The organism is Novipirellula rosea (assembly GCF_039541335.1).
Classification (GTDB): Bacteria; Planctomycetota; Planctomycetia; order Pirellulales; family Pirellulaceae; genus Novipirellula; species Novipirellula rosea.
Genome location: NZ_BAABGA010000017.1, coordinates 299,702 through 319,344, shown reverse-complemented (window position 1 = coordinate 319,344; position 19,643 = coordinate 299,702). Strand labels below are relative to the sequence as shown.

Annotated in this window: 13 protein-coding genes; 6 read left to right on the top strand and 7 right to left on the bottom strand. The window is 55.2% G+C overall.

What is annotated here, in order from left to right; all coding sequences use genetic code 11:
• Positions 1 to 275: 275 nt before the first annotated feature.
• Together ABD971_RS06680 and ABD971_RS06675 are read right to left on the bottom strand one after the other, a co-directional pair.
• Complete coding sequence (locus tag ABD971_RS06680) at positions 276 to 1,565, bottom strand: sodium:calcium antiporter (protein WP_345320569.1); 1,290 nt, start codon at positions 1,563 to 1,565, stop codon at positions 276 to 278.
• 142 nt (positions 1,566 to 1,707) lie between these two features.
• Positions 1,708 to 2,844, bottom strand: a complete 1,137-nt coding sequence (locus ABD971_RS06675) for a serine hydrolase domain-containing protein (RefSeq protein ID WP_345320568.1) — start codon at positions 2,842 to 2,844, stop codon at positions 1,708 to 1,710.
• Between the two features lie 226 nt (positions 2,845 to 3,070).
• On the opposite strand from ABD971_RS06675, the gene ABD971_RS06670 reads away from it, so the two are divergent.
• Both ABD971_RS06670 and ABD971_RS06665 read left to right on the top strand, forming a co-directional pair.
• Entirely contained in the window at positions 3,071 to 6,400 is a 3,330-nt protein-coding gene (locus tag ABD971_RS06670) for a PSD1 and planctomycete cytochrome C domain-containing protein (RefSeq protein ID WP_345320567.1), read from the top strand.
• A 7-nt stretch (positions 6,401 to 6,407) separates the two neighbouring features.
• The gene (locus ABD971_RS06665; protein ID WP_339946100.1) at positions 6,408 to 7,829 is read left to right on the top strand and encodes a DUF1501 domain-containing protein; all 1,422 of its coding nucleotides are present in this window, start codon (positions 6,408 to 6,410) and stop codon (positions 7,827 to 7,829) included.
• Positions 7,830 to 8,048: 219 nt separating this feature from the next.
• Here ABD971_RS06665 and ABD971_RS06660 read toward each other — a convergent pair whose 3' ends face one another.
• Genes ABD971_RS06660 through ABD971_RS06650 form a run of 3 tightly spaced genes read right to left on the bottom strand, consistent with a single transcriptional unit; the run spans position 8,049 to position 12,167 of the window.
• Positions 8,049 to 9,968: a hypothetical protein gene (locus ABD971_RS06660; protein ID WP_345320565.1), complete on the bottom strand. Its 1,920-nt coding sequence runs from the start codon at positions 9,966 to 9,968 to the stop codon at positions 8,049 to 8,051.
• The gene (locus ABD971_RS06655) at positions 9,958 to 11,544 is read right to left on the bottom strand and encodes a serine/threonine-protein kinase (protein ID WP_345320563.1); all 1,587 of its coding nucleotides are present in this window, start codon (positions 11,542 to 11,544) and stop codon (positions 9,958 to 9,960) included. The genes ABD971_RS06660 and ABD971_RS06655 overlap by 11 nt, the downstream gene beginning before the upstream one ends.
• Complete coding sequence (locus tag ABD971_RS06650) at positions 11,541 to 12,167, bottom strand: sigma-70 family RNA polymerase sigma factor (protein WP_345320561.1); 627 nt, start codon at positions 12,165 to 12,167, stop codon at positions 11,541 to 11,543. The genes ABD971_RS06655 and ABD971_RS06650 overlap by 4 nt, the downstream gene beginning before the upstream one ends.
• Positions 12,168 to 12,538: 371 nt before the next feature.
• On the opposite strand from ABD971_RS06650, the gene ABD971_RS06645 reads away from it, so the two are divergent.
• A complete protein-coding gene (locus tag ABD971_RS06645) occupies positions 12,539 to 13,960 on the top strand; it encodes a hypothetical protein (protein ID WP_345320559.1) in 1,422 nt (473 codons plus the stop codon).
• A gap of 110 nt (positions 13,961 to 14,070) precedes the next feature.
• On the opposite strand, the gene ABD971_RS06640 is transcribed toward ABD971_RS06645, so the two are convergent.
• Positions 14,071 to 15,060 (bottom strand): NHL repeat-containing protein, encoded by a 990-nt coding sequence (locus tag ABD971_RS06640; protein WP_345320557.1) that lies wholly within the window; start codon positions 15,058 to 15,060, stop codon positions 14,071 to 14,073.
• A gap of 159 nt (positions 15,061 to 15,219) precedes the next feature.
• On the opposite strand from ABD971_RS06640, the gene ABD971_RS06635 reads away from it, so the two are divergent.
• Genes ABD971_RS06635 through ABD971_RS06625 form a run of 3 tightly spaced genes read left to right on the top strand, consistent with a single transcriptional unit; the run spans position 15,220 to position 17,936 of the window.
• Complete coding sequence (locus ABD971_RS06635; protein ID WP_339946094.1) at positions 15,220 to 16,395, top strand: arsenate reductase/protein-tyrosine-phosphatase family protein; 1,176 nt, start codon at positions 15,220 to 15,222, stop codon at positions 16,393 to 16,395.
• 12 nt (positions 16,396 to 16,407) lie between these two features.
• Positions 16,408 to 16,920: a ribose 5-phosphate isomerase B gene (rpiB, locus tag ABD971_RS06630; RefSeq protein WP_339946093.1), complete on the top strand. Its 513-nt coding sequence runs from the start codon at positions 16,408 to 16,410 to the stop codon at positions 16,918 to 16,920.
• Entirely contained in the window at positions 16,920 to 17,936 is a 1,017-nt protein-coding gene (locus ABD971_RS06625; RefSeq protein WP_345320553.1) for a DNA polymerase III subunit, read from the top strand. Before rpiB ends, ABD971_RS06625 begins: the two co-directional genes overlap by 1 nt.
• A 137-nt stretch (positions 17,937 to 18,073) precedes the next feature.
• Here ABD971_RS06625 and ABD971_RS06620 read toward each other — a convergent pair whose 3' ends face one another.
• Positions 18,074 to 19,603 (bottom strand): Y4yA family PLP-dependent enzyme, encoded by a 1,530-nt coding sequence (locus ABD971_RS06620; RefSeq protein ID WP_345320551.1) that lies wholly within the window; start codon positions 19,601 to 19,603, stop codon positions 18,074 to 18,076.
• Positions 19,604 to 19,643: the final 40 nt, after the last annotated feature.

Genomic DNA, 19,643 nt, shown 5'->3' with positions numbered 1-19,643 from the left:
CCAGCCAACGGCCCGGCCGTTTGTTCGGACTTAATGAGGGCGGCTAGCAAATGGCCGGGCCGTTGGCCCTTAGATTTCTTTGCACCGAAAACCTGGCCCGTTGGGCCAGGCTAGGCAAATTGCTGGGCCTTTGGCCCGAAGAACGTCTAAACGCGCAACTTCAGAACCAATAAGCCGCTAGCGCTACCCAAAGTGGATGACATCGGCCTTGAAGCACCGGATCGTGCGTGGGAAGCGGCCGCTGACGCGTCACGGCTCACCAAATCAACAAGCCGTTAACCGATCGTCGGCAACCACTGCAGCAGCGATTGCAATGCGTCCGACCATTCCAGTGCCCATGTCATTTGTTGGCTGCGGGCGACGATATAGAACACGAACAGCACGTAGATTCCCAGCAGGATCAACGCTTTTCCGCGTCGCATTTCGACGTACTGGATTCCCGCTTCGTTGACGCCACGTTTGCCGAGGTAATAGACAAAGAAACCGACGATCGTCAGCACCAGCAACAACAATCGCAATTCACCACTTTGGGCGGCAACGTCGGGCGACATTTCAATCGGGCCATGCAGCAGGGTGAACAGGAACAAGGGAAAGCCGAGTGCAAAACAAATGTCAAACACATTGCTGCCCAGCGCGTTGGCTACAGCGTCGTCATAATCACCATCGCGTGCATCACGAATCGACATCACCATGTCGGGAACGCTGGTGGCCATCGAGGCAAAGATCACCGCGACAAACATCGCGGGCATTCCAATCCCTTGGAATTCGTAACCCAACAAGGTGTAACTTGGATGCTCGACACTTCCCGTTCCCAGCCATTCGCATGCTTTGACCAACAACCAACATGCTGCACCAATGACGCCGGTGGAAGCCAACAACAGCGGCCAACCGTTCCAAGTTTCCTCGTCGATTTGTTGACGATGTTTCTCACGAACGAAAACACGTTCCATGTCCATCAGCGGGCCGAGCGAAAGCCAATAGAACGCGTGCCCGAACACGCTTCGCTCGGCCGCCGATTCGTCATCGGTATCTTGCTCGTCATCGTCCAACATCGCTTCGTCGGATGCCGCAGAACGCTTCATCGACAGCAACATGAAAGCAAGATAGGTTCCATACAGCCCCATCAAGATCAACCCTTGCCACCAATGCAATTGGGCACCGTTGATCAACAGAATCAAGACAACTTCGCAAAAGATCAACGACAAACCGTCACGCAGCAACACCTTGGTGGAAACGTTCACCGACGTCACGCGAACTCCCATCACGACCGCTCCGACGACCGACAAAATGCACGCCGCGGGGATGATCATTCCGTTGAACAAGGCACTGCCGGCGGTGGTGCCGATGCCGACCGAGAATCCGTCTCTGTCCGACAGCACGAAGAGTGCAATCAGCGTCGTAAATAGCTCCGGCACACTGCTCGAGATCGCGTTGATCGTTCCGCCACGGACGCCTTCGGACAGGTTGCGACCAATGTATTCGGACGCAATTTCAAAACTGTCACATGCCCGCCAAATCAACAGGCAGGTAAAGAAAATTAGAACCAGTGGAATCAAGATTCCCATCAATCACTCTTGCTTCAAAGACACGTTTTTTGCAGGACACCCCCAGCGATTGGCATGCGAATGCGAAGCAAACCACGGCGGGAGGAAGGCAATGTGATAAGGGCTGATCCGGTGCCCCGCAATCGGTCTCGCAAATCGCAAGCTAGTTTTGCCGGATCATCTCCAGCAACTCCATTGCCAAGGCATCCACGGCGTCGGTCGCGGTATTGGCGAGCACAACCACCGCGGATTCAGTTTTGCGATCGATCAGGATGATGCTGTGATAGCCCCCCGTTTGACCGTTGTGACTGCGAGTCGAATTGTCGCCCATCAAGTGCCAACCGAGTCCCATCGAGACGTCTCCGTTATTGCCGAGATGATGTTTCTGCCACGCGAGTTCGATCGCCTCGCCGATCTCGTTTTGCGGCACCCGCAAATGCATTTTGGCGAACTGCGACATGTCCACTATCGAGCTGCGGATGCCTCCGGCTCCTGGCATGTCGGCAAAATCCCAGTTCGATGTCGGCTGTTTTTGGGCGTCATAAGGCGTGGCCAATCTCGCGGTTTGAGCCGGATTCAACGCGACGCGAGTGTCGGGCATCCCCAACGGCTTGGTGAGACGCTGTTGCAATAATTCGTCGTAACTTTTTCCCGCTTTGCTTCCGATCCAGTGTCCGAGCAATCCAAAGGCAAGATTCGAGTACTCGTACTTGGTACCGGGGGCCCGTCGGAGCGAATGTGAGTTTAGAAATTCGTGGGCCAACGCGGACGTGTAATCTCCGTATGGATTTGCGGTGTGCAGACTAGGCATGTTGTCGGCTAGTCGCGGCAGCCCTGATCGATGCGTAGCAACATCGAGCACCGTGATCGGACGATCTTGCCAACGCGGCATCGTGACCCCCGTGGGCAACAACTCGCTGGCATTCTGATTCAAGCGGATTTGGCCTCGATTGACGGCGTCGGCTAGCAGGATACCGGTAAACACTTTCGAAATCGAACCGATCTCGTAGAGCGTCGCGTCATTCGGTGGCGGCCCAATTTCGCTGGTTCGTCCTTGATGCACCGTCGCTGAATCGTCGCCATCGATCACGGCAATCGACACTCCGACCATCGATTGAGATTGGACGTAGGTTTGGGCGACCTTTTGCACGCGTTGCTGCAGCGTTTCAGCAGGAGATGGCTTGTTAGAGTTTGTTTCGGTGGAGTCGGTTTCGGCGGGGATTGCTTCGGGCAAAAAGCAAACTAAATAGACTGCGGCCAAAAAGGTGCGGCCAAATATTGAAAAAACCGAACGAGACATTGGATTCCAATCAATCAAGGTGGGGGGCGTGGGGCCATTTTAGCGGCAAACGGCTGGCAAAATAATTCAACGTGGCAATTCGCTTTGATAACGACGCCGGAGACTTTTATACTTACACTATTGGGAGGACCCCCGCCGTATTGTCCCCCGCCTGCGAACTCGGATTCCCGATTTTCGTTTGATTATTCCCACCGATTCCGCTGAATCATTGAGCCGTCTTTTTCATATGAAACGTATCTTCTCTGGATTGCTCTGCTTTTTGATCACCACGTCCCTTTTGTATGGGGATGGACTGACGCCGCGTGAAGAGTTCTTCGAGAACCAAGTCCGGCCGCTATTAATCGAAAAATGCCAAGAGTGTCACGGGCCGGAACTGCAGGAATCGGATTTACGGCTAGATAATCTGGCGTTTGTTTTGCAAGGCGGAATCAGTGGCCCGGCGGCAGTCGCTCGAAACGTCGATGAGAGTTTCATCATCAAGGCGGTGCTTGGCCAGGATGGCTTTGAACGGATGCCGCCCGATGAACCCCTGAGCCGTGCGGAAATAACGGTGCTGCAAAAGTGGGTGCGTATGGGATTGCCATGGCCCGCCAGCGACGAGCCGGTCACGCCATCGCTGGGCGACCAGGTGGCGATCAACAAAATTGCAGAAACGCACTGGTCATTCCAACCGATCGCCAATCCTGCGGTGCCTGAGATCGAGGGACCATGGAAAACGTGGGCTGCCCATCCGGTCGATGCATTTATTGCTCGCCAGTTGATTGACAACGACTTGCAACCCTCGCCCGCCGCAGAGCGAAGCGTCCTGGTTCGACGACTTTATTTTGACTTGATCGGGCTGCCACCGACAGCGGACCAAGTCGATGCATTTGTCGACGATCCCAAACCGACAGACGAAGTGGTAGCGAACACAATCGAACAACTGTTACAGAGCGATCACCACGGTGAACGTTGGGCTCGTTATTGGTTAGACCTGGCCCGTTATGCCGACACACGTGATTGGCAAGCGCAAGCCGAGCTTCGATATCCTTACGCCTATACCTATCGCGATTACGTGATCGCCAGTTTGAATGACGACAAACCCTATGATCAATTTTTGCGGGAACAGATCGCTGCCGACTTTTATACCGACGATCCCGCGGCGCCCGAGTTGGCAGCACTGGGATTGTTGACGGTCGGACCGCAATTCCGCAACAACAAGGTCGAGCAAGCTGCCGATAAGATCGACGTGGTTTGTCGAGGGCTAATGGGGATCACCGTTGCCTGTGCCCGATGTCATGATCACAAATATGATCCGGTCCCCACCGAAGATTTCTATTCGCTGTACGGTGTATTTGCGAGTTCCAAGACGGCAGACGATTTTCCCGTCATCCCGACTGGCGATCCTCCGGTTTCGATGAAGGCGGATTTCGAGAAGAAGCTTGCCGCGAAACAACGTGAGCTAGCGCAATATAAAAAAGAGCTTCGCGAGGACGCTGTCAAAGAGCTTCGCAGCAAGCTGCCGTTGTACATCAAAGGCTTCACGATGATGGGGCTTGAGAACAAAATCGACATTCGCGGCGCGATCAGCAAATTAAAAGTCCGTGACATCGCGATGACGCCGCTGAATGATTCGCTCAGTCGCGAATTGAAGAGCAATCGTTGGCAGGATGATGCGGTGCTCGGTCCGTGGCACGACGGATTGTCACTCAGTGAGGCTGCATTCAAGAAACAGCAACCAACGCTATTGAAAAAATGGTCTGGCGACAAATCGCTGAATCCGAGGATCCAACAGAAACTGAAATCGTCACCGCCAAAAACACGCTCCGAATTGGCGTTGGCGTATGCCGATGTTTTTGACGAAACACTGAAGCAATGGAACGCTTTTAAAAAGTCGCATCCTGATGCGGAAGGTTTTGACGACGAGTCGCTGGAATCGATTCGCACGCGATTGTTGGGGGCCGGAGGATGGTTTGATCTGGATGTCGAAAAAGTAGCTTTGGCATCGCGATTGTCGGGCAAAGGCCGTAAAGAGTTAGGGGACCGTGAAAAGGCGATTACCGAGGTCGAAGCAAGTCATCCGGCGGCGCCCCCACGAGCGATGACGGTCGTGGATTTAGAAAAGCCGATCACCCCCTTTGTGATGTTGCGAGGCGAGCCGAATCGTCGTGGTGACCGCGTGCCACGTCAATTCTTGAGCGTGTTGTCCGATGGAAAACCCAAGCCATTTCGCAACGGCAGCGGACGGCAAGAATTGGCCGAATCGATCGCGGATGAAAACAATCCGCTGACCGCTCGCGTGTATGTCAATCGAGTCTGGGCACGTTACTTCGGCAGCGGATTAGTGGAATCGCTCGACGATTTTGGTTTGCGGACGTCGCCGCCGAGCCATCCCGAACTTCTGGATTGGTTGGCACGCGAATTTATGCGTAACGGATGGTCGATGAAATGGCTGCACCGAACGATCACATCAAGCAACGCGTATGCTCAATCGAGCGACGCGAATGATCGCGGTTTGCAGTTGGATCCTGAAAACCGATTGGTTTGGCGTCAGAATCGTCGCCGGCTTGATTTCGAAGCGATGCGAGATTCGATGTTGACGGTGGCCAATTCGCTGGACCGAACCATCGGCGGTCGTTCGGTCAAACTGAGCGAGATTCCCTACACACATCGCCGCTCGATCTATGCCTACATCGACCGCATTGAATTGGATCCGATGCTGCGGACGTTCGATTTTGCCTCGCCGACCGCTTCGGCCGCCTCACGTGCGGAAACGACGATTCCGCAGCAAGCACTGTTTAATATGAACCACCCGTTCGTTGCCGAATTGGCTCGGGAAGTGGCCGGAATCGCGGCAAGTGAATCGGCGGCCGAGACGCAAGTCAAAAAGGTTTACCGGCAAGTCTATAGCCGCGATCCATCGCCCGAAGAACAATCGATGGCGACTGCGTTCTTGCAATCGTCGTCTGAGACGGTGGTGACACAAGGTCAGGTTTGGCAGTACGGATATGGACCGCTTGTCGCTGCTGAAAACTCGGATGATTCGCTGCCTGAGTTCACGCCGCTGGAATTTTGGACGGGGTCATCCTACCAAGCCAGCAGCGAGTTTCCGGATCCCGTGATGAAACATTTGCGTATCACCGCCAACGGGGCTCACCCAGGCAAGAACGAAGATTTCTGTGTGATCCGCCGCTGGACCGCAGCGGATGACGGAGTCGTCAAAATTAGTGGCAAACTGAAACACGCCCGCGACAATGGCGACGGTGTGACCGCAACGATCCGCTCAAAATCATTCGCTGAATCCTTTACGGTCGCCAACAGCGAAACCGAGACCATCGTGGATCGTTTAGCGGTGGTCAAAGGCCAAGTCATTGATTTTGTCGTCTCGCCGCGATCCACGACCACAGCGGATGCTCACATTTGGACGATCGAGATCGAGAGGATCGAAGGGGCGATTTCAAATGCGACATGGAATTCGAGTGCCGATTTCCAAGCCCCCCCTCCACCTCCGCTAACACCGCTCGCCCAACTAGCGCAAGCGTTAATGCTGACCAACGAATTTCTTTATATCGATTGATAACGCCATGACTTTCCAATCCATTGATCGACGCCGGATGCTGTCGCGTAGCGGCATGGGGCTAGGCATGCTTGCCCTGGCCGGAATTCTAAACGACGAATCGCAAAGTGCGCTCGTGTCGGCCAGCGAACCGATCGCCGGTAATTCGCTGAGCCCGCGTCCGCCTCATTTTCCGGCGCGTGCGAAACGCGTGATTCACCTGTTTGCCAACGGAGGCCCGAGCCAGATCGATACGTTCGATCCGAAGCCGGACTTGGCCAAATTTGCCGGCAAAACGCTGAGCGATAAACTCGGACGTGACCGCCGACTCGGTGGCGTCGGCCATCCGTCGCCGTTCAAATTCACCAAGCATGGTGAAAGCGGAACCGAGGTGAGTGAACTGTTTCCCAACATCGCCAAGCACGTCGACAAGATGTGCGTGATTCGGTCCATGGTCACGGACGTCCCGAACCATGAACCGGGATTAATGATGATGAATTGTGGCGACATCGTGCGTCCACGGCCTAGCGTCGGTTCATGGGCCCTGTATGGATTGGGGACCGAGAATCAAAGTTTGCCAGGATACGTGGTAATGTGTCCTCGCGGGTTGCCGACGGCCGCGACGGCCAATTGGCGCAACGCATTTTTGCCGGGGATCTATCAGGGCACGCACGTGGACACTCAGTTCACCGATCCTGAAGAGTTGGTGGCCAATATCGAGAACAAATTTTTGGTGCATGATCAACAGCGTCGACAATTTGATTTGATTCAAGATCTGAATCGCTTGCACTTAAGCCAACGAGAAGACGATCAACAACTGACCGGCCGCATCGAGTCGCTCGAGTTGGCGTTTCGTATGCAAGGCGAAGCTCGTGAGGCGTTTGATACTTCGGACGAACCCGAGCACATTCAAAAAATGTACGGCGATTCGCTGCAAGGTCGGCAAATGTTGATCGCGCGTCGACTGAGCCAGCGTGGCGTGCGGTATGTCCAGGTGTATCATGGTGCGGGACAGCCTTGGGATTCGCACGCGGCGATCGAAAAGAATCATCCGCGGTTGGCGCGCGAGTGTGATCAACCGATCGCGGCACTGTTGGCGGATTTGGAACAGCAGGGACTGCTTGATGAGACGCTGGTGATTTGGGGCGGCGAAATGGGACGCACGCCGACGGTGCAAATGCCAGTGACTGCGAATCCGGGTCGCGACCATCACGACGATGGATTCACGGTCTGGATGGCGGGCGGCGGTGTCAAAGGAGGCATGACGTACGGAACGACCGACGAAGTCGGATTGAAGGCCGTTGAAAATCGCGTCCACGTGCATGATTTGCACGCCACGATCTTGCATTTGCTCGGCTTCGATCACACGCGATTGACCTATCGTTACGCCGGTCGTGATTTCCGTCTAACCGACGTCCACGGCAACGTCCAACATGCCATCATTGCCTAAAGTAGGATAGGCTTCCAGCCTGTCATCAGGTGCAAGGCCATGTGTGGGATAGGCTTCCAGCCTGTCATCGGGTGCAAGGCTGGTCTGCTGAAACTTTAGTATTGACGTTGGATATTGGGGTGAGTCTTTCTTCCGCCCTACAGCTGTCACCTCTGCACCGACGAAGTTGGTGGAGAGGTGGCAAAAAAACTGCGCAGTCTTCGCCACTTTCGCTACGACTTACGGCGCAAATGGATCCGCCGAAGGAGGTTGCGGCGACCGCGGAGCCGCAAAGGGATCCTGCATCGGCTCGCTGCTAAATGGATCCACCTTAGCGGAGCTTCCTCCGAACGGATCCGCAGCAAAGGGATCTGCGTTCGCGGCTGGTCCCCCGCCGAAAGGGTCGCCTCCAAATGGATCCGCTTTCTCTGTGAACGGGTCAGCAAAAGGGGGACGAGCCGGGATCATATTCTCCTGACGCATCAGTTCGGTCAGCATTTGTTTGGCCACTTCGACACGTCGATCCATTTCCTGAATCTGTTTGGCGAGCATCAGGATGCGACGTTTTCGTTCTCTGGCAGCAGCACTCGGTTCAATTGCCGGGGCGTAAGAACCAACAGTTCGCTTCCCATAATATTTTGTTCCGTTAGTGTCTGGTGCTGCAAACGGATCGTCACCAACGGATTGTCGCGCACTTCCCGGTACCGGGACCGACAAAACAAAGGAATTCGATGAGGAACTCGAACCAATCTTTGCCGATGCTCTTCCCATCAAGATTCCAGTGGTTGTCGACCCAACAATTCCAATCCGAGTGCGTTCAATCGGGAGAGCTCGGCGAAAATCGGTTCCACGTTCCAGTTTCGACTTTGGCACCTTCCACGTCTGGTATTCACCGGGTAAGAGACCGATGGCCAGGTAAGTTCCGCCTGCTGTCAGATGGGCGACGATTCCCAGCGGTCGAAATTCAGACCGCTCATCGCGTGTCGAGTCGGCCAAGCGAATGTAGTCATCGGCGTGCGTCAAATTTGTTTTTTGGGATGTGTCACTAATTCGCGTCAACACGATCAGTTGTTCGTCACTGGACCAATCGGGCATCGCCGCTTCGGTCAGCCCCCCGTAAATCACCAAATCTACTGCTCCATTTTCCACCAGTGCGATAGGAGCGTCGTCGGTGTTGGCAGTCTTACGCGATCTCGCTACCACAATTCGGCTTGGGCCGCCGGTCAGCGACAACTGCTCGAGTAGCTGCGGATTGTGCTGCACTTCCTCGAAGCGATCTTTGGGGACCAGCGTCACGCGAACTTCACCAGGCGGCATCGTCAACGATGCCGTGTGAAAGCCATTGGCGTCCTTCTCTTCTGGTTCCGTCAGCGGAGCGACTTGCCAATAAGCGACGTACGAATGAAACCGCCAATCGGAAGTGCCGGGACCGGTTTCGCCCGCGACTGGACCGCCACCCGCAAAACCACCTCCCCCACCGCTCGACATGGCCGGCTTCACACCGCCAAGCTGCGGAATTTCTAACGGAAATTGCGGAACGACAAATCCGTTGGTCCAATAAGCCAACACCATGTAGCGGTCGGCTGGATAGTGCCGCGGCAGCGAAAAAGTCAGCCTCGCTGATTCACGTAGCTGGATCTTCTTGACCAGGTGGGTGCTGGGGGGAACAAAGGCAAACTCGTTCTTCGGGTTGGTCGCGAAGAAGATATCCTGCTCTCCAGGCAGCGAATACAGAACGTTTGACGGGGTTTTGTGCGATTCTTCGGCTCCCATTCCCTCCGTTCCCATTCCCATTCCCATGTCGGAACCCATCCCCATCATCATTCCCATATCCATATCCATATCCGCCATCTCTTGCGCGTATTCGACCTGGATGCCTTCCCCTTCGTCGATCAGGCGAATGTGCCCGATCGTTCCGCTGGAGCTTCTTTCGTCGTTGTTCAACGCGACGACCTTGCCATCGGGCATGAACACAATCTGGCCACGCTCAAATCGATGAACAATCGTGTCGGCAGCGAATTTGCCGTCGGGACCTACAACATGAATCCGGTTTGTCGGTGCTTGCGAATTCGGTTCTTGCGAATACAGAGGCGACCCCCAAATCGAGATCACCGCCAGAAACGTCAAGACGCCGCTTGTCTTTGAGAGCTTAGTTTCCATCGTTGTTCTCATCCGTTGGAGTGAGTGTTTTGTTATCGCGTAAACGCTCCAGTTCATCGGTCAGAGCGGTCATTTCCAGATCCAGTTCTCGCATGCTGGATTCGAGCTGTTCGATTTCCGGATCGTCACCGCCACGTATCGACGTCGTGGGAACGGTTGAAAAACCGGTGCCAGCGACGGATGTGTGGGCAGGGGCGAACGACGGGGCGTCCATGTTCGGCTGCGGTGATCGCGTCGACATCGAATTTTGTGGAATGGCAGCAGTGACGGCTTGGCGCGTCGACCCCGAAGCGTCGACGCGCGAGTTTCGGTTTGCTCGTTGCGAAGCGTTCGGTTGCGGCGACACGCCGTCAGCGGATGGCCATTGAGGCAATCCCGTGAGACTGATCGTGATCACGATCAGCAGCGACAGCACGCCGAGGAGTGCTGGCAACAGTCGCCGGCGATGTTGTAAACGAGATGGCAATTTACACCTCACAGGATCGAGTAAATGTTGCTCACACGCTCGCAGGATCGTTTCACATTCGGCCGCGGTTCCCGGCCGATCGTCAGGATCAAACGCGTGAAACCAATCAACCAACCGATAGACCCACGCGGGCAGATCGAGACCGGCTTGAGCCAATTTTGGCATCTCGCCACGTGCAATCGCAGCAACAATCGTATGCGTTGGCAATCCCCGCATCGGCGGTTCGCCCGTCAACATCGACCACAGCACGGTACCGAGCGAATACAAATCGCTCTGCGGGCCAGCCTCGTTCCCACGTGCTTGTTCCGGCGATAAAAATCCAGGCGTCCCGACGATCACGCCCGTGTTGGTCATCGAGACGTCGTCTTGGATTTTGGCGATCCCGAAGTCGGTCAGCACCGCTTGCTCGGTTCCCTTACCCAACAAAATGTTCCCCGGTTTCACATCACGATGGACGACGCCGTGTTGATGAGCGGCGGCAAGTGCCGAGGCGGTTTGCCGGGCAATCCGGATCGCATCCAAAACATCCAGCTTGCCATGCTTCTCTAACCGCGACATCAGCGATGGCCCCGGCAAATAGGGCATCACCAAGTACGGGATCCCTTGCCAGCGATCGACCTGATAAATCTCGATGATGTTGGGATGACGAATCGTGGCGGCCGAGCGGGCTTCGCGTTCGATCCGCTCCAGTGCGGAGGGGAGTTCCAGCAGATGGGCGGCAGGCAGTTTTAACGCGACGATACGATCGATATCCACATCGCGTGCCTTCAGCACGGTTCCCATACCGCCGCTGCCGACGATACCGCAGATCTCAAATCGGCCAATCCGTCCCAGCGAATGAGGGTCATCACTGGGCGACAAAATTGCACGCAGGACCGGCGATAGCTGCACCGATACATCGTTTTCATCACCGGTGGGCGCGTCCAGAAAATCCTCGTTCAAACTATGGGACGAGGCTTGCCAAAACGTTTCGTCTGCGGCCAGTTGTTCAAGCCGCGATGCACAGTGTTGACAATGATCGAGATGTTGTTCCATCCGCTGATCTTGCGTGCCCGACAAAATTGCCTGGAAGTCGACTTCGGCTAAACAAATTTCGGCATCGGGATTCATGATCGATCCTCCTCGGCCTCGATTTGCTGGACTTGTTCACGTAATCGTCGCACGATTCGGCTGCGAATGGCATAAATCGCGCCGCGTGATTTGCCCAATCGCTGTGTGACACTGTCAATCGATTCGCCCTCGACGTGAGTGGCCCAGAAAGCGTCCCAGCTGGCGTGGTCATAATCATCGCGAATCGCGTCGGCAGCCAATCGAATTAAGACCCGCTGGCGATCGTTTTCCCAATCGTGGCGAGAATCCTCGGTCGCCGCCGGACGCGACTCGAGTGTCATCTGGTGCGTCGTTCCCCCGATGCCTCGATGATTTAAGTCACGACAGACAACATTGACGAGCGAGTTGCGTGAGACACGGTTCAACCACGCGGCAAAACGCTCGGGTGGTTTTTCTCGAGATGCGTCGTCGCAGTGTCGATGCCAACGGCTGGCGGCGCGTGCGACTCGCCGAATCACGTCCGAGACCACTTCGTCGGCGGCATGGTGATCCAGTCCATGCCGCCGCGCAAAACGATAGATCACCGGGCGATACAACGCATCAAACCGCTGCCACGCAGTGTGGTTGGCGAGATCGCCGATCTCCGAGATCAGCAGCGGATGAGGTGTCGGCCAAGGCGTCATGGTAAAACGGATTCGCGACAAGAGAGGAAAAGAGAAGACGCAGCGAAGCGGCAGCGGTTAACAGTATGACCCTTCGCGTGGCCCTGATCTGACGCCGGACACGAAATAAAATCAATATTTCTTGGCTGCGGTCGACTGCGAGGCAAAAGATTGCGGTCTAAGTCGCCATCGCTCATAATTTCAGATTGTTAAGCAGCTAGGCAGGAGTCCTTCCGTATATTAGCCGCGTTGGCGCTAGCCACGGTTCCGGCATTTAACCGGGGCTAGCGGCCGAACGGCTAACGGGATTTCATCCAATGATTCCTGCCTACCTGCTTTCCCAACTTGCCATACACGACGAGTGGCAGCGTCGACGGAGCCTTCAGGAAAATATGAGCACTCAAGACTATCAATCGTATCGCGGTCTTCCTTCGTTGGCGGGACTCAGTTCGCTTGAGCGGGCCATTCATTCCGATTGGAGTGTCGAGGAGAGTGCAAGACGTTGGAAACGCCTTCATTTTGTGTTCAAGCGGCTGTACGAAACGCTGACGGCAAAGATCACTGCCGAGCCGATCTATGAACTCAAAACACTGTTTAGCCATCACGCCTATCTGTGCAGCGAACAAGTCAGCTCGATTCGTCGCCGTGTCGGCGAGATGCGTGAACCTCCGCTGGGTCTCGACAAGGTTCCTCATCCTGGACTCGAGCGTTTGATGGACGAGATCGCCGCGGCGCCGACGACGAACGAGTTTCTGGTCGGGGTCTATGAAGTGGTGTTTCCGGCAATTCTCGAGGCGTGCCAACGATTCAAAACCGACGCGCATCCGCTTGCCGACGCTCCTTCGATCCGCATCGCAAAGCTGATCGAATTTGAAATCGATGAAGTCCAACAGCTGGGCGAACAATCGATTGCATGCTTGGTTGACAGTGACCAACGCACCGCGATGCAACCGTGGGTCGATTGTTTACGGCAATGCCTGCGTGCGGCCGGTGAACTGGATGGCACTGTGGAAAGCGACGCGTTGGTGCCCGAGCCGGTCTATAGCCGGACGCCGTTCGTTTACCAAGCGGAGCCTCGGCGCGATGAGCGGTTTCAGGATTCGTTTAACGCCGGAGTCAATCCCGAAGCGTTTTTGTATGACTCGCGTTTTTCCGCTCGCGATAAAACGTTGATGATGTACTACAAGCGAATCCGAGAATTAGATGTGCCCGAGATGATGGCGAGCATCTTGGTGGAAATCGGTGACGAAGAACCGTGGGATTTTCACGCCGAGATGTCGCGGCAGCTGTGGGACGAAGCACGGCACGCGATGATGGGCGAAGTCGGATTTGTTGCGCAAGGAATCGACTGGACAAAAATCCCGATCAATTTCACTTGGTCTCGTAACTTGAATACGCAGCTCGACGCACGTGAACGACATGGCGTGTTGTTTTTTATTGAACAAGGGCTGATGCCCAAAACGGGAAAGCGGTACGAATGGGAAGTCGGGATGGAAAGTGGCGACCCCCTGTCGGGCGTGTTTCAAGATTTTGATTGGGCCGACGAAGTGCTACACGCTCAGATTGGTCGTCGCTGGTACGTCCCGAAGTTCGCTTCGCTCAATGAAGCCCTCGATTATGGTGACCGCTGTTGGTCCAAAGTGCTCAGCCATTGGCGTGCCTATAAAGAGCAAGGATTGACGGAGCATCGAAATTGGTGGCCCGAGGTCTATCAAACCGCGTGCGCCAATTGGGGCGTCACTCCGGACCCCGCGGCGCTCGCGTTTGACACCACTTATGAAGAGAGCCGCGCCGATCTCAAAGAGATCAAGTAGCGAAACTCGCGGAGAGTTTCGTCCATCTCAGCCACAACCGAAACTCTTGGCGAGTTTCGCTACGGGAAGGTCCTGGAAAACCGACGACAGGCTGGCAGCCTATCCCACATTTAGCTGAACAGGGCGAGACGCTGGACGCGGTGGTTGTTGCTGTCCAGGACGTGCACGCGGTCTTGCGAATCGACCACTACGCCCCATGGCTGATACAATTGGCCGGGCTGGAATCCAGGAGCACCCCAAGTGGCGATCCATTTGCCCTCTGGCGTGAACCGCTGCAACCGTTGGTTGCCGTACTCGCAGACGATCAGCGTACCATCGCTGGCGAAGGCCAAATCGTAGGGATAATAAAATTCGCCCGCGGCGTCGCCTTCACGACCGAAGACGTTGATTAACTTTGGCGTTTCTTCGCGGATATCGAAACATTGGATGCGATGGTTACAGGCATCGGCGACCCATAACACTTGATCGCGGACGACGAGACTTTGCGGACGGACAAATTGGCCGTGCTCGTTTCCCGTGCCGCCCCACTGCGTCAAAAAATTTCGCTCGGGATCAAATTTCTGAATTCGATCCGAATCGCCATACTCGCCGATATAAAAACAGCCTTCCTGATCGCAAACGGTATCGGTGACAAAGGCAAATTCGCCCGGCGAATGGCCAGCGACTCCCCCAATTTGCTTGTCCCTGCATAGATCACCGCTGAGTGTGTAGGCGAGCGTGCGATAATAATGGGTGTCGGCGACCAGCAAGTTTGGGACGGAGTTGGGGCCTGGTGGCGTTTCGACAGCCAATCCGGTGGGCCGTCCATTTTCGGTGTCCGGTGTTTTCCAACTTCGCTGGAAATTCCCATCGACGTCAAAAACTTGGATCCGCCCGGTGGTATCGACAATAAATAATTCGTCGGCGGGCGAGATCGCGATCGCTCGCGGTTTTAGAAAGCGTCCGTCACTAAAACCACGTCGTCCCCACACAATTTGGGTCCTGGAACCGGACGCACCCGAAACGCAGCCCGAAATCATGCTGGAACCGAGCGCAAGCGACGCGCACAACATCGTTCGGCGGGATTGTTTTGCAGCGGACAAGGTGGTTTTCGGCTTCACGTTTTCGTTTTGTGGTAATGGTGCTAGTGTAACAACAAAGCTCGCGACCGAGACAACTTCGGTTGCTCACGCGGACTTGTGAAGACGTTTTAATAGCCCGTACAATTGTGAACGCCATACCCGTCGAAAAACAGCCCGCTTTCCCTTTGACCTCGATCCATGCCAAAAATCCTGGACCTCCAAACAGCAGAAGATTCGCGAGATATCGTGCATCGAACTGTCCAAGCGTTGGTTGAAGGGCAAGTGGTGGGGGTGCCAACCGAAACGACCTATACACTCGCTGCCCTGGCACTGAGCACGAAGGGGGTCGAGCAGCTACGAATGCTTGCAAATCGCGAGATCGAGGCTGCTACGGCGAATAATAATTCGGGACCGAATCATCATTGGATGGAATTGTCGATTCGCAGCCGTGACGGGGCATGCGATTTTGTCGGCACGGCTTCGAGCACACTGCGGCGACTGTTGCGACGTTGCTGGCCGGGGCCGCTGACGGCGATGGTGCAATGTCCCGAGCCCTTTTCGGCTTTATCTCAATTGCCCGTCGGAGTCCACGACCAGGTGGTGGACAAGGATGGATATGTCAGTTTTCGAGTGGTCGACCACTCGGTTTTGGATCAAATTCACCGTTATTTGTCGGGTCCGTTGGTCTTGGCTAGTTTTCAGCCCGACGAGGGGACCGAGATTGCCACGGTTGCCGCTAGAATGGTGGAAAAATATGGCGACGAATTGCCACTGCTGCTCGACGATGGCCCGACACGCTATGGTGGTGTCACGACGGTTGTCCGAGTCAGTGGCAATCGCTGGGAGTTGCTTCGCGAAGGCGTGATTGAACGTGCTGCTATGAACCAATTTGTGAAACCTGTGATCGCGGTGGTCTGCACCGGAAATACCTGCCGTAGTCCAATGGCAGAGACTCTTTTACGTGAACAATTGAACAAGCGAACCGGATGCGATGATGCCGTGCGTGTCATCTCGGCGGGCGTGGCGGCATCGAGTGGTTCCGGCGCGAGTCCGCAAGCCGTTGCCGTGATGGGTTCGCGAGGGCTGGATTTGACCGGCCACAGCAGCCGTCCGCTTGATGAATCGGTGGTCAATGTTGCCGATTTGATCCTGACGATGACGCGAGGCCATCGAGCCGCGATTTTGGCCGCGTGGCCCGACATGCACGAACGTGTCTTTACATTGCGACGAGACGGGGGCGATATTAGCGACCCCGTGGGCATGGCGGTGGAGGTCTACGAGGCCTGCGCCGACCAAATAAACGAAGAACTAGGAAAATGGCTCGATTCATTCGGCGAGGATTTTTTCCCTACCGAAATCACAAGCCAAGAATAAATAGGTGACAAGATGCTGAAGATTTGCTTAGCAAGCGATCACCGTGGCGTTCATATCAAAGCAAAGTTGATGCAATCCCTTGCTGCAGCCGGTTTTACGGTCAGCGATGAAGGGACCAATAGTGATACAGCCTGTGATTACCCAGACCTCGCCAGTCTGGTGGCCAAAAAAGTGAGCAGCGGGGAAGCCGATCGCGGTATTTTGATCTGCGGTACCGGGATCGGGATGGCGATCACCGCCAACAAATTTTTGGGCGTGCGTGCCGCTTCGTGTTACGACGAAGTGCTGATCGAAATGAGTCGGCGACACAACGATGTCAACGTGCTCTGTTTGCCCGGCGATTTGATTGGCGAACGTCCGATCGACGATCTCGTGCTGTTGTGGCTAAAGACCGAATTCGATGGCGGCCGGCATAACAAACGGGTCCAGAAAATTTGCACGATTGAAAAAGCCAATCTTCGCTGTGACTCTGCCGCTGCGGAATCGGCCGAACCCTCCTCCGGTCCCAAAGGACCGCAGCGTTGATGAATTGGTCCAATCTGATCGGTCACAAGCAAATCGAAGCTTGGTTTGCTAACGCGATCCGCAAAGGCCGATTGACGGGTAGCTTTCTGTTTGTCGGCCAACCGGGGGTTGGCAAACGAACCACTGCCAATCTGCTCGCGCAAACACTGCTGTGCGAACGAAACAATCCCGAAGAAATGAATCCCTGCGGCGTTTGCGAAGGCTGTGTGCAGGTGGCTGCCAAAACGCATCCCGATGTCACCCGTGTTGGCAAACCGAGTGACAAGTCGTTCATCCCGTTGGAATTGCTGATCGGTCCTCCGGACGCTCGAATGCAAGAAGGTTTTTGCCGTGATGTGCGGCTGCGCCCGATGCGCGGCCGCCGACGTGTGGCGATTATCGAGGATGCCGATTTTTTAAACGAAGAGGGGGCGAATTGTTTACTGAAAACGCTCGAAGAACCTTCGTCTAATGCCGTCATCCTATTAATCGGGACCAGCGAACAACGGCAACTGCCCACGATTCGCTCACGCTGCCGCGTGATCCGGTTTCAATCACCCAGCGGTGAAAACGCCGTGCGATTGATGCGTGATGTTCACGCGATCGAAGCGTCCGACGAACAGATTGCCGATGCGGTCGAGGTTGCCGGAGGCGACATGCACGTTGCCGTCCGTTTGTTGAGCGGGGAAGCAGACAAATTGCGTGATGCACTGCGGTCCCAATTTGGATCGAAGACTCCCGATCCTGTCGCCCTGTGCCGGATCATCAATGCCCATGTGGAACAGTCTGGCAAAGAAGCTTCGAAGCGACGTGCAGCGATGCGGGATGTTTTTTCTTTTGCGGTCCAGCACTACCGGCAACAGCTGCGGCAAGCGTTTGACAGCCGACTGGCGACGCTGCATTCACTGAATCGACTCGACCGCTCGATCCGAGCGCTGCGAGAAGTTGATCGCAGTGCAAACCAAAACACATTGATCGAATGTTATTCGGCCGACATCGCAGCCGCCACAACCGGTGACCGAGGCGAAATCGGTTAACGGCTTGTTGATTTATTGAGCCGCGACGCGTCAGCGGCCGGGTTCCACACGATACCCGGTGCCTTACGGCCCACGGCTCACCCTTGCGATTTCCATTTAATTTAATCAACAAGCCGTTAACGGTCGTTGCACCGCAGTTAACATCGATCAATCGGGTCCAGCTGGGGATACGGAGAATCGTGCTCATCGACGAACACGTTTTTCGCAAGTGGAAATTGGTGTGAGCGACTTTCCATAAAGTGCATCTGGTAGCCAGCGGTATTGGGAAAGACGATCAAATCGCCTCGTTTGACCCCACGCGGAAAACGAAACCGTCGCCGCGAGATAAACTCGGACTCGGTGCAGTAAGCACCCACCAAAAATCCGTCGGTCGCCATTGCATCGCTCGTGTCACGATCGCTTGCTCGCGAAACCAGGATCGGATCGATCAAGAATTCGTCATCGGTGGTGCGGCACTGCGTCCGGTTCATCGATAACCCGATCAATGCGTAACCACCACTGTGTTTTTTGCAGTACTCGACGCGAGCGATGGTCATCCCACACCCGTCCAGTAGACTTCGGCCGGGTTCACAGCGGAGCTGTAACCCTCGGTCGCGAATTGCGCTGGCGACCGAGCACTCGGCGGCATCGCTTTGGTCGAGTTTGTGATGTAGCAATTGAGAAAACCAACCTGCCGAGACGGGGACTTGGTACATCGGATAACTGTTCAGTTCGCCGAACACCTTGCCGTCGCCAGCGATTCGCCCCAATCCATGACGGTCAAATGTGATCGCGTCTCGGTGCCCCAACAACGACCGTTCATGCTCGTCTTGGAACTGCGTCCATTGATCTTCGCACTGTAAATAGCGAACAGGAATTCCGCCACCGATATCGATAAACTCGAGTGGTCGGCCGTGCTGATCAAGTGCATCGACAAGAGGCAAGATTTGCTGGATCGCGGAAACACGTTGATCGATCGAGCTGCCATCGAGATGGAAATGCAGGCCAACAAGCGTGATCCACGGGGTCGCTAGCAGCCCGCTAAATGATGCCGCAACGTCATTGAATTCGTCGATGTCGACTCCGAATCGCGAGTTCAGCTTTTGTCCACGATGCTGAAATCCACTGATGCGAAGTGCGATTTTTGCAGGGCGTGCCGAACAACTGGCGACGCTCTGAATCGCCGTCAACTCATCTGCGTTGTCGACAACAATCGTCACCCCGTTGGAAACACAGCGATGCAGCAGTGGCATCGGTTTGACTGCGGCGGTGCAAATGATCTTTGCGGGATCGATGTTTCGCTCAAGCGTTTGGCAGAGCTCGACATCGCTGGCGACATCAATTGCGATACCAAGTCGCTTGGCAACATCGATCCAGCGGAGGCATTTGTTTGCCTTGCGTGCGAAATGTATCTGCAAATCGAGATCGTGATCCGTTGCGACTGCTGCCAACGCACGCACATTGGCTTCCAGCGGAGCTTCGCATAAAACATTCAGCGGCGATTCAAATTGGTCTACCCATCGGTGGATCGATGCCCCCGATAGAACGTCGGCCATCCATGATGCCAAAACGCCCTCAAGCGGCACCACTCCGCGGCAACCGCTGCGAAGCCATTGAACTGCCCGATCGTGTTGACCGTGCTGTGAATCGTTGCCGAGCGGTTGGAAAAAGGGAAGCGGCGCAGACAAGTGGATGGCGTTTCCGAAGGGAATGAATGAGAGGCTATTG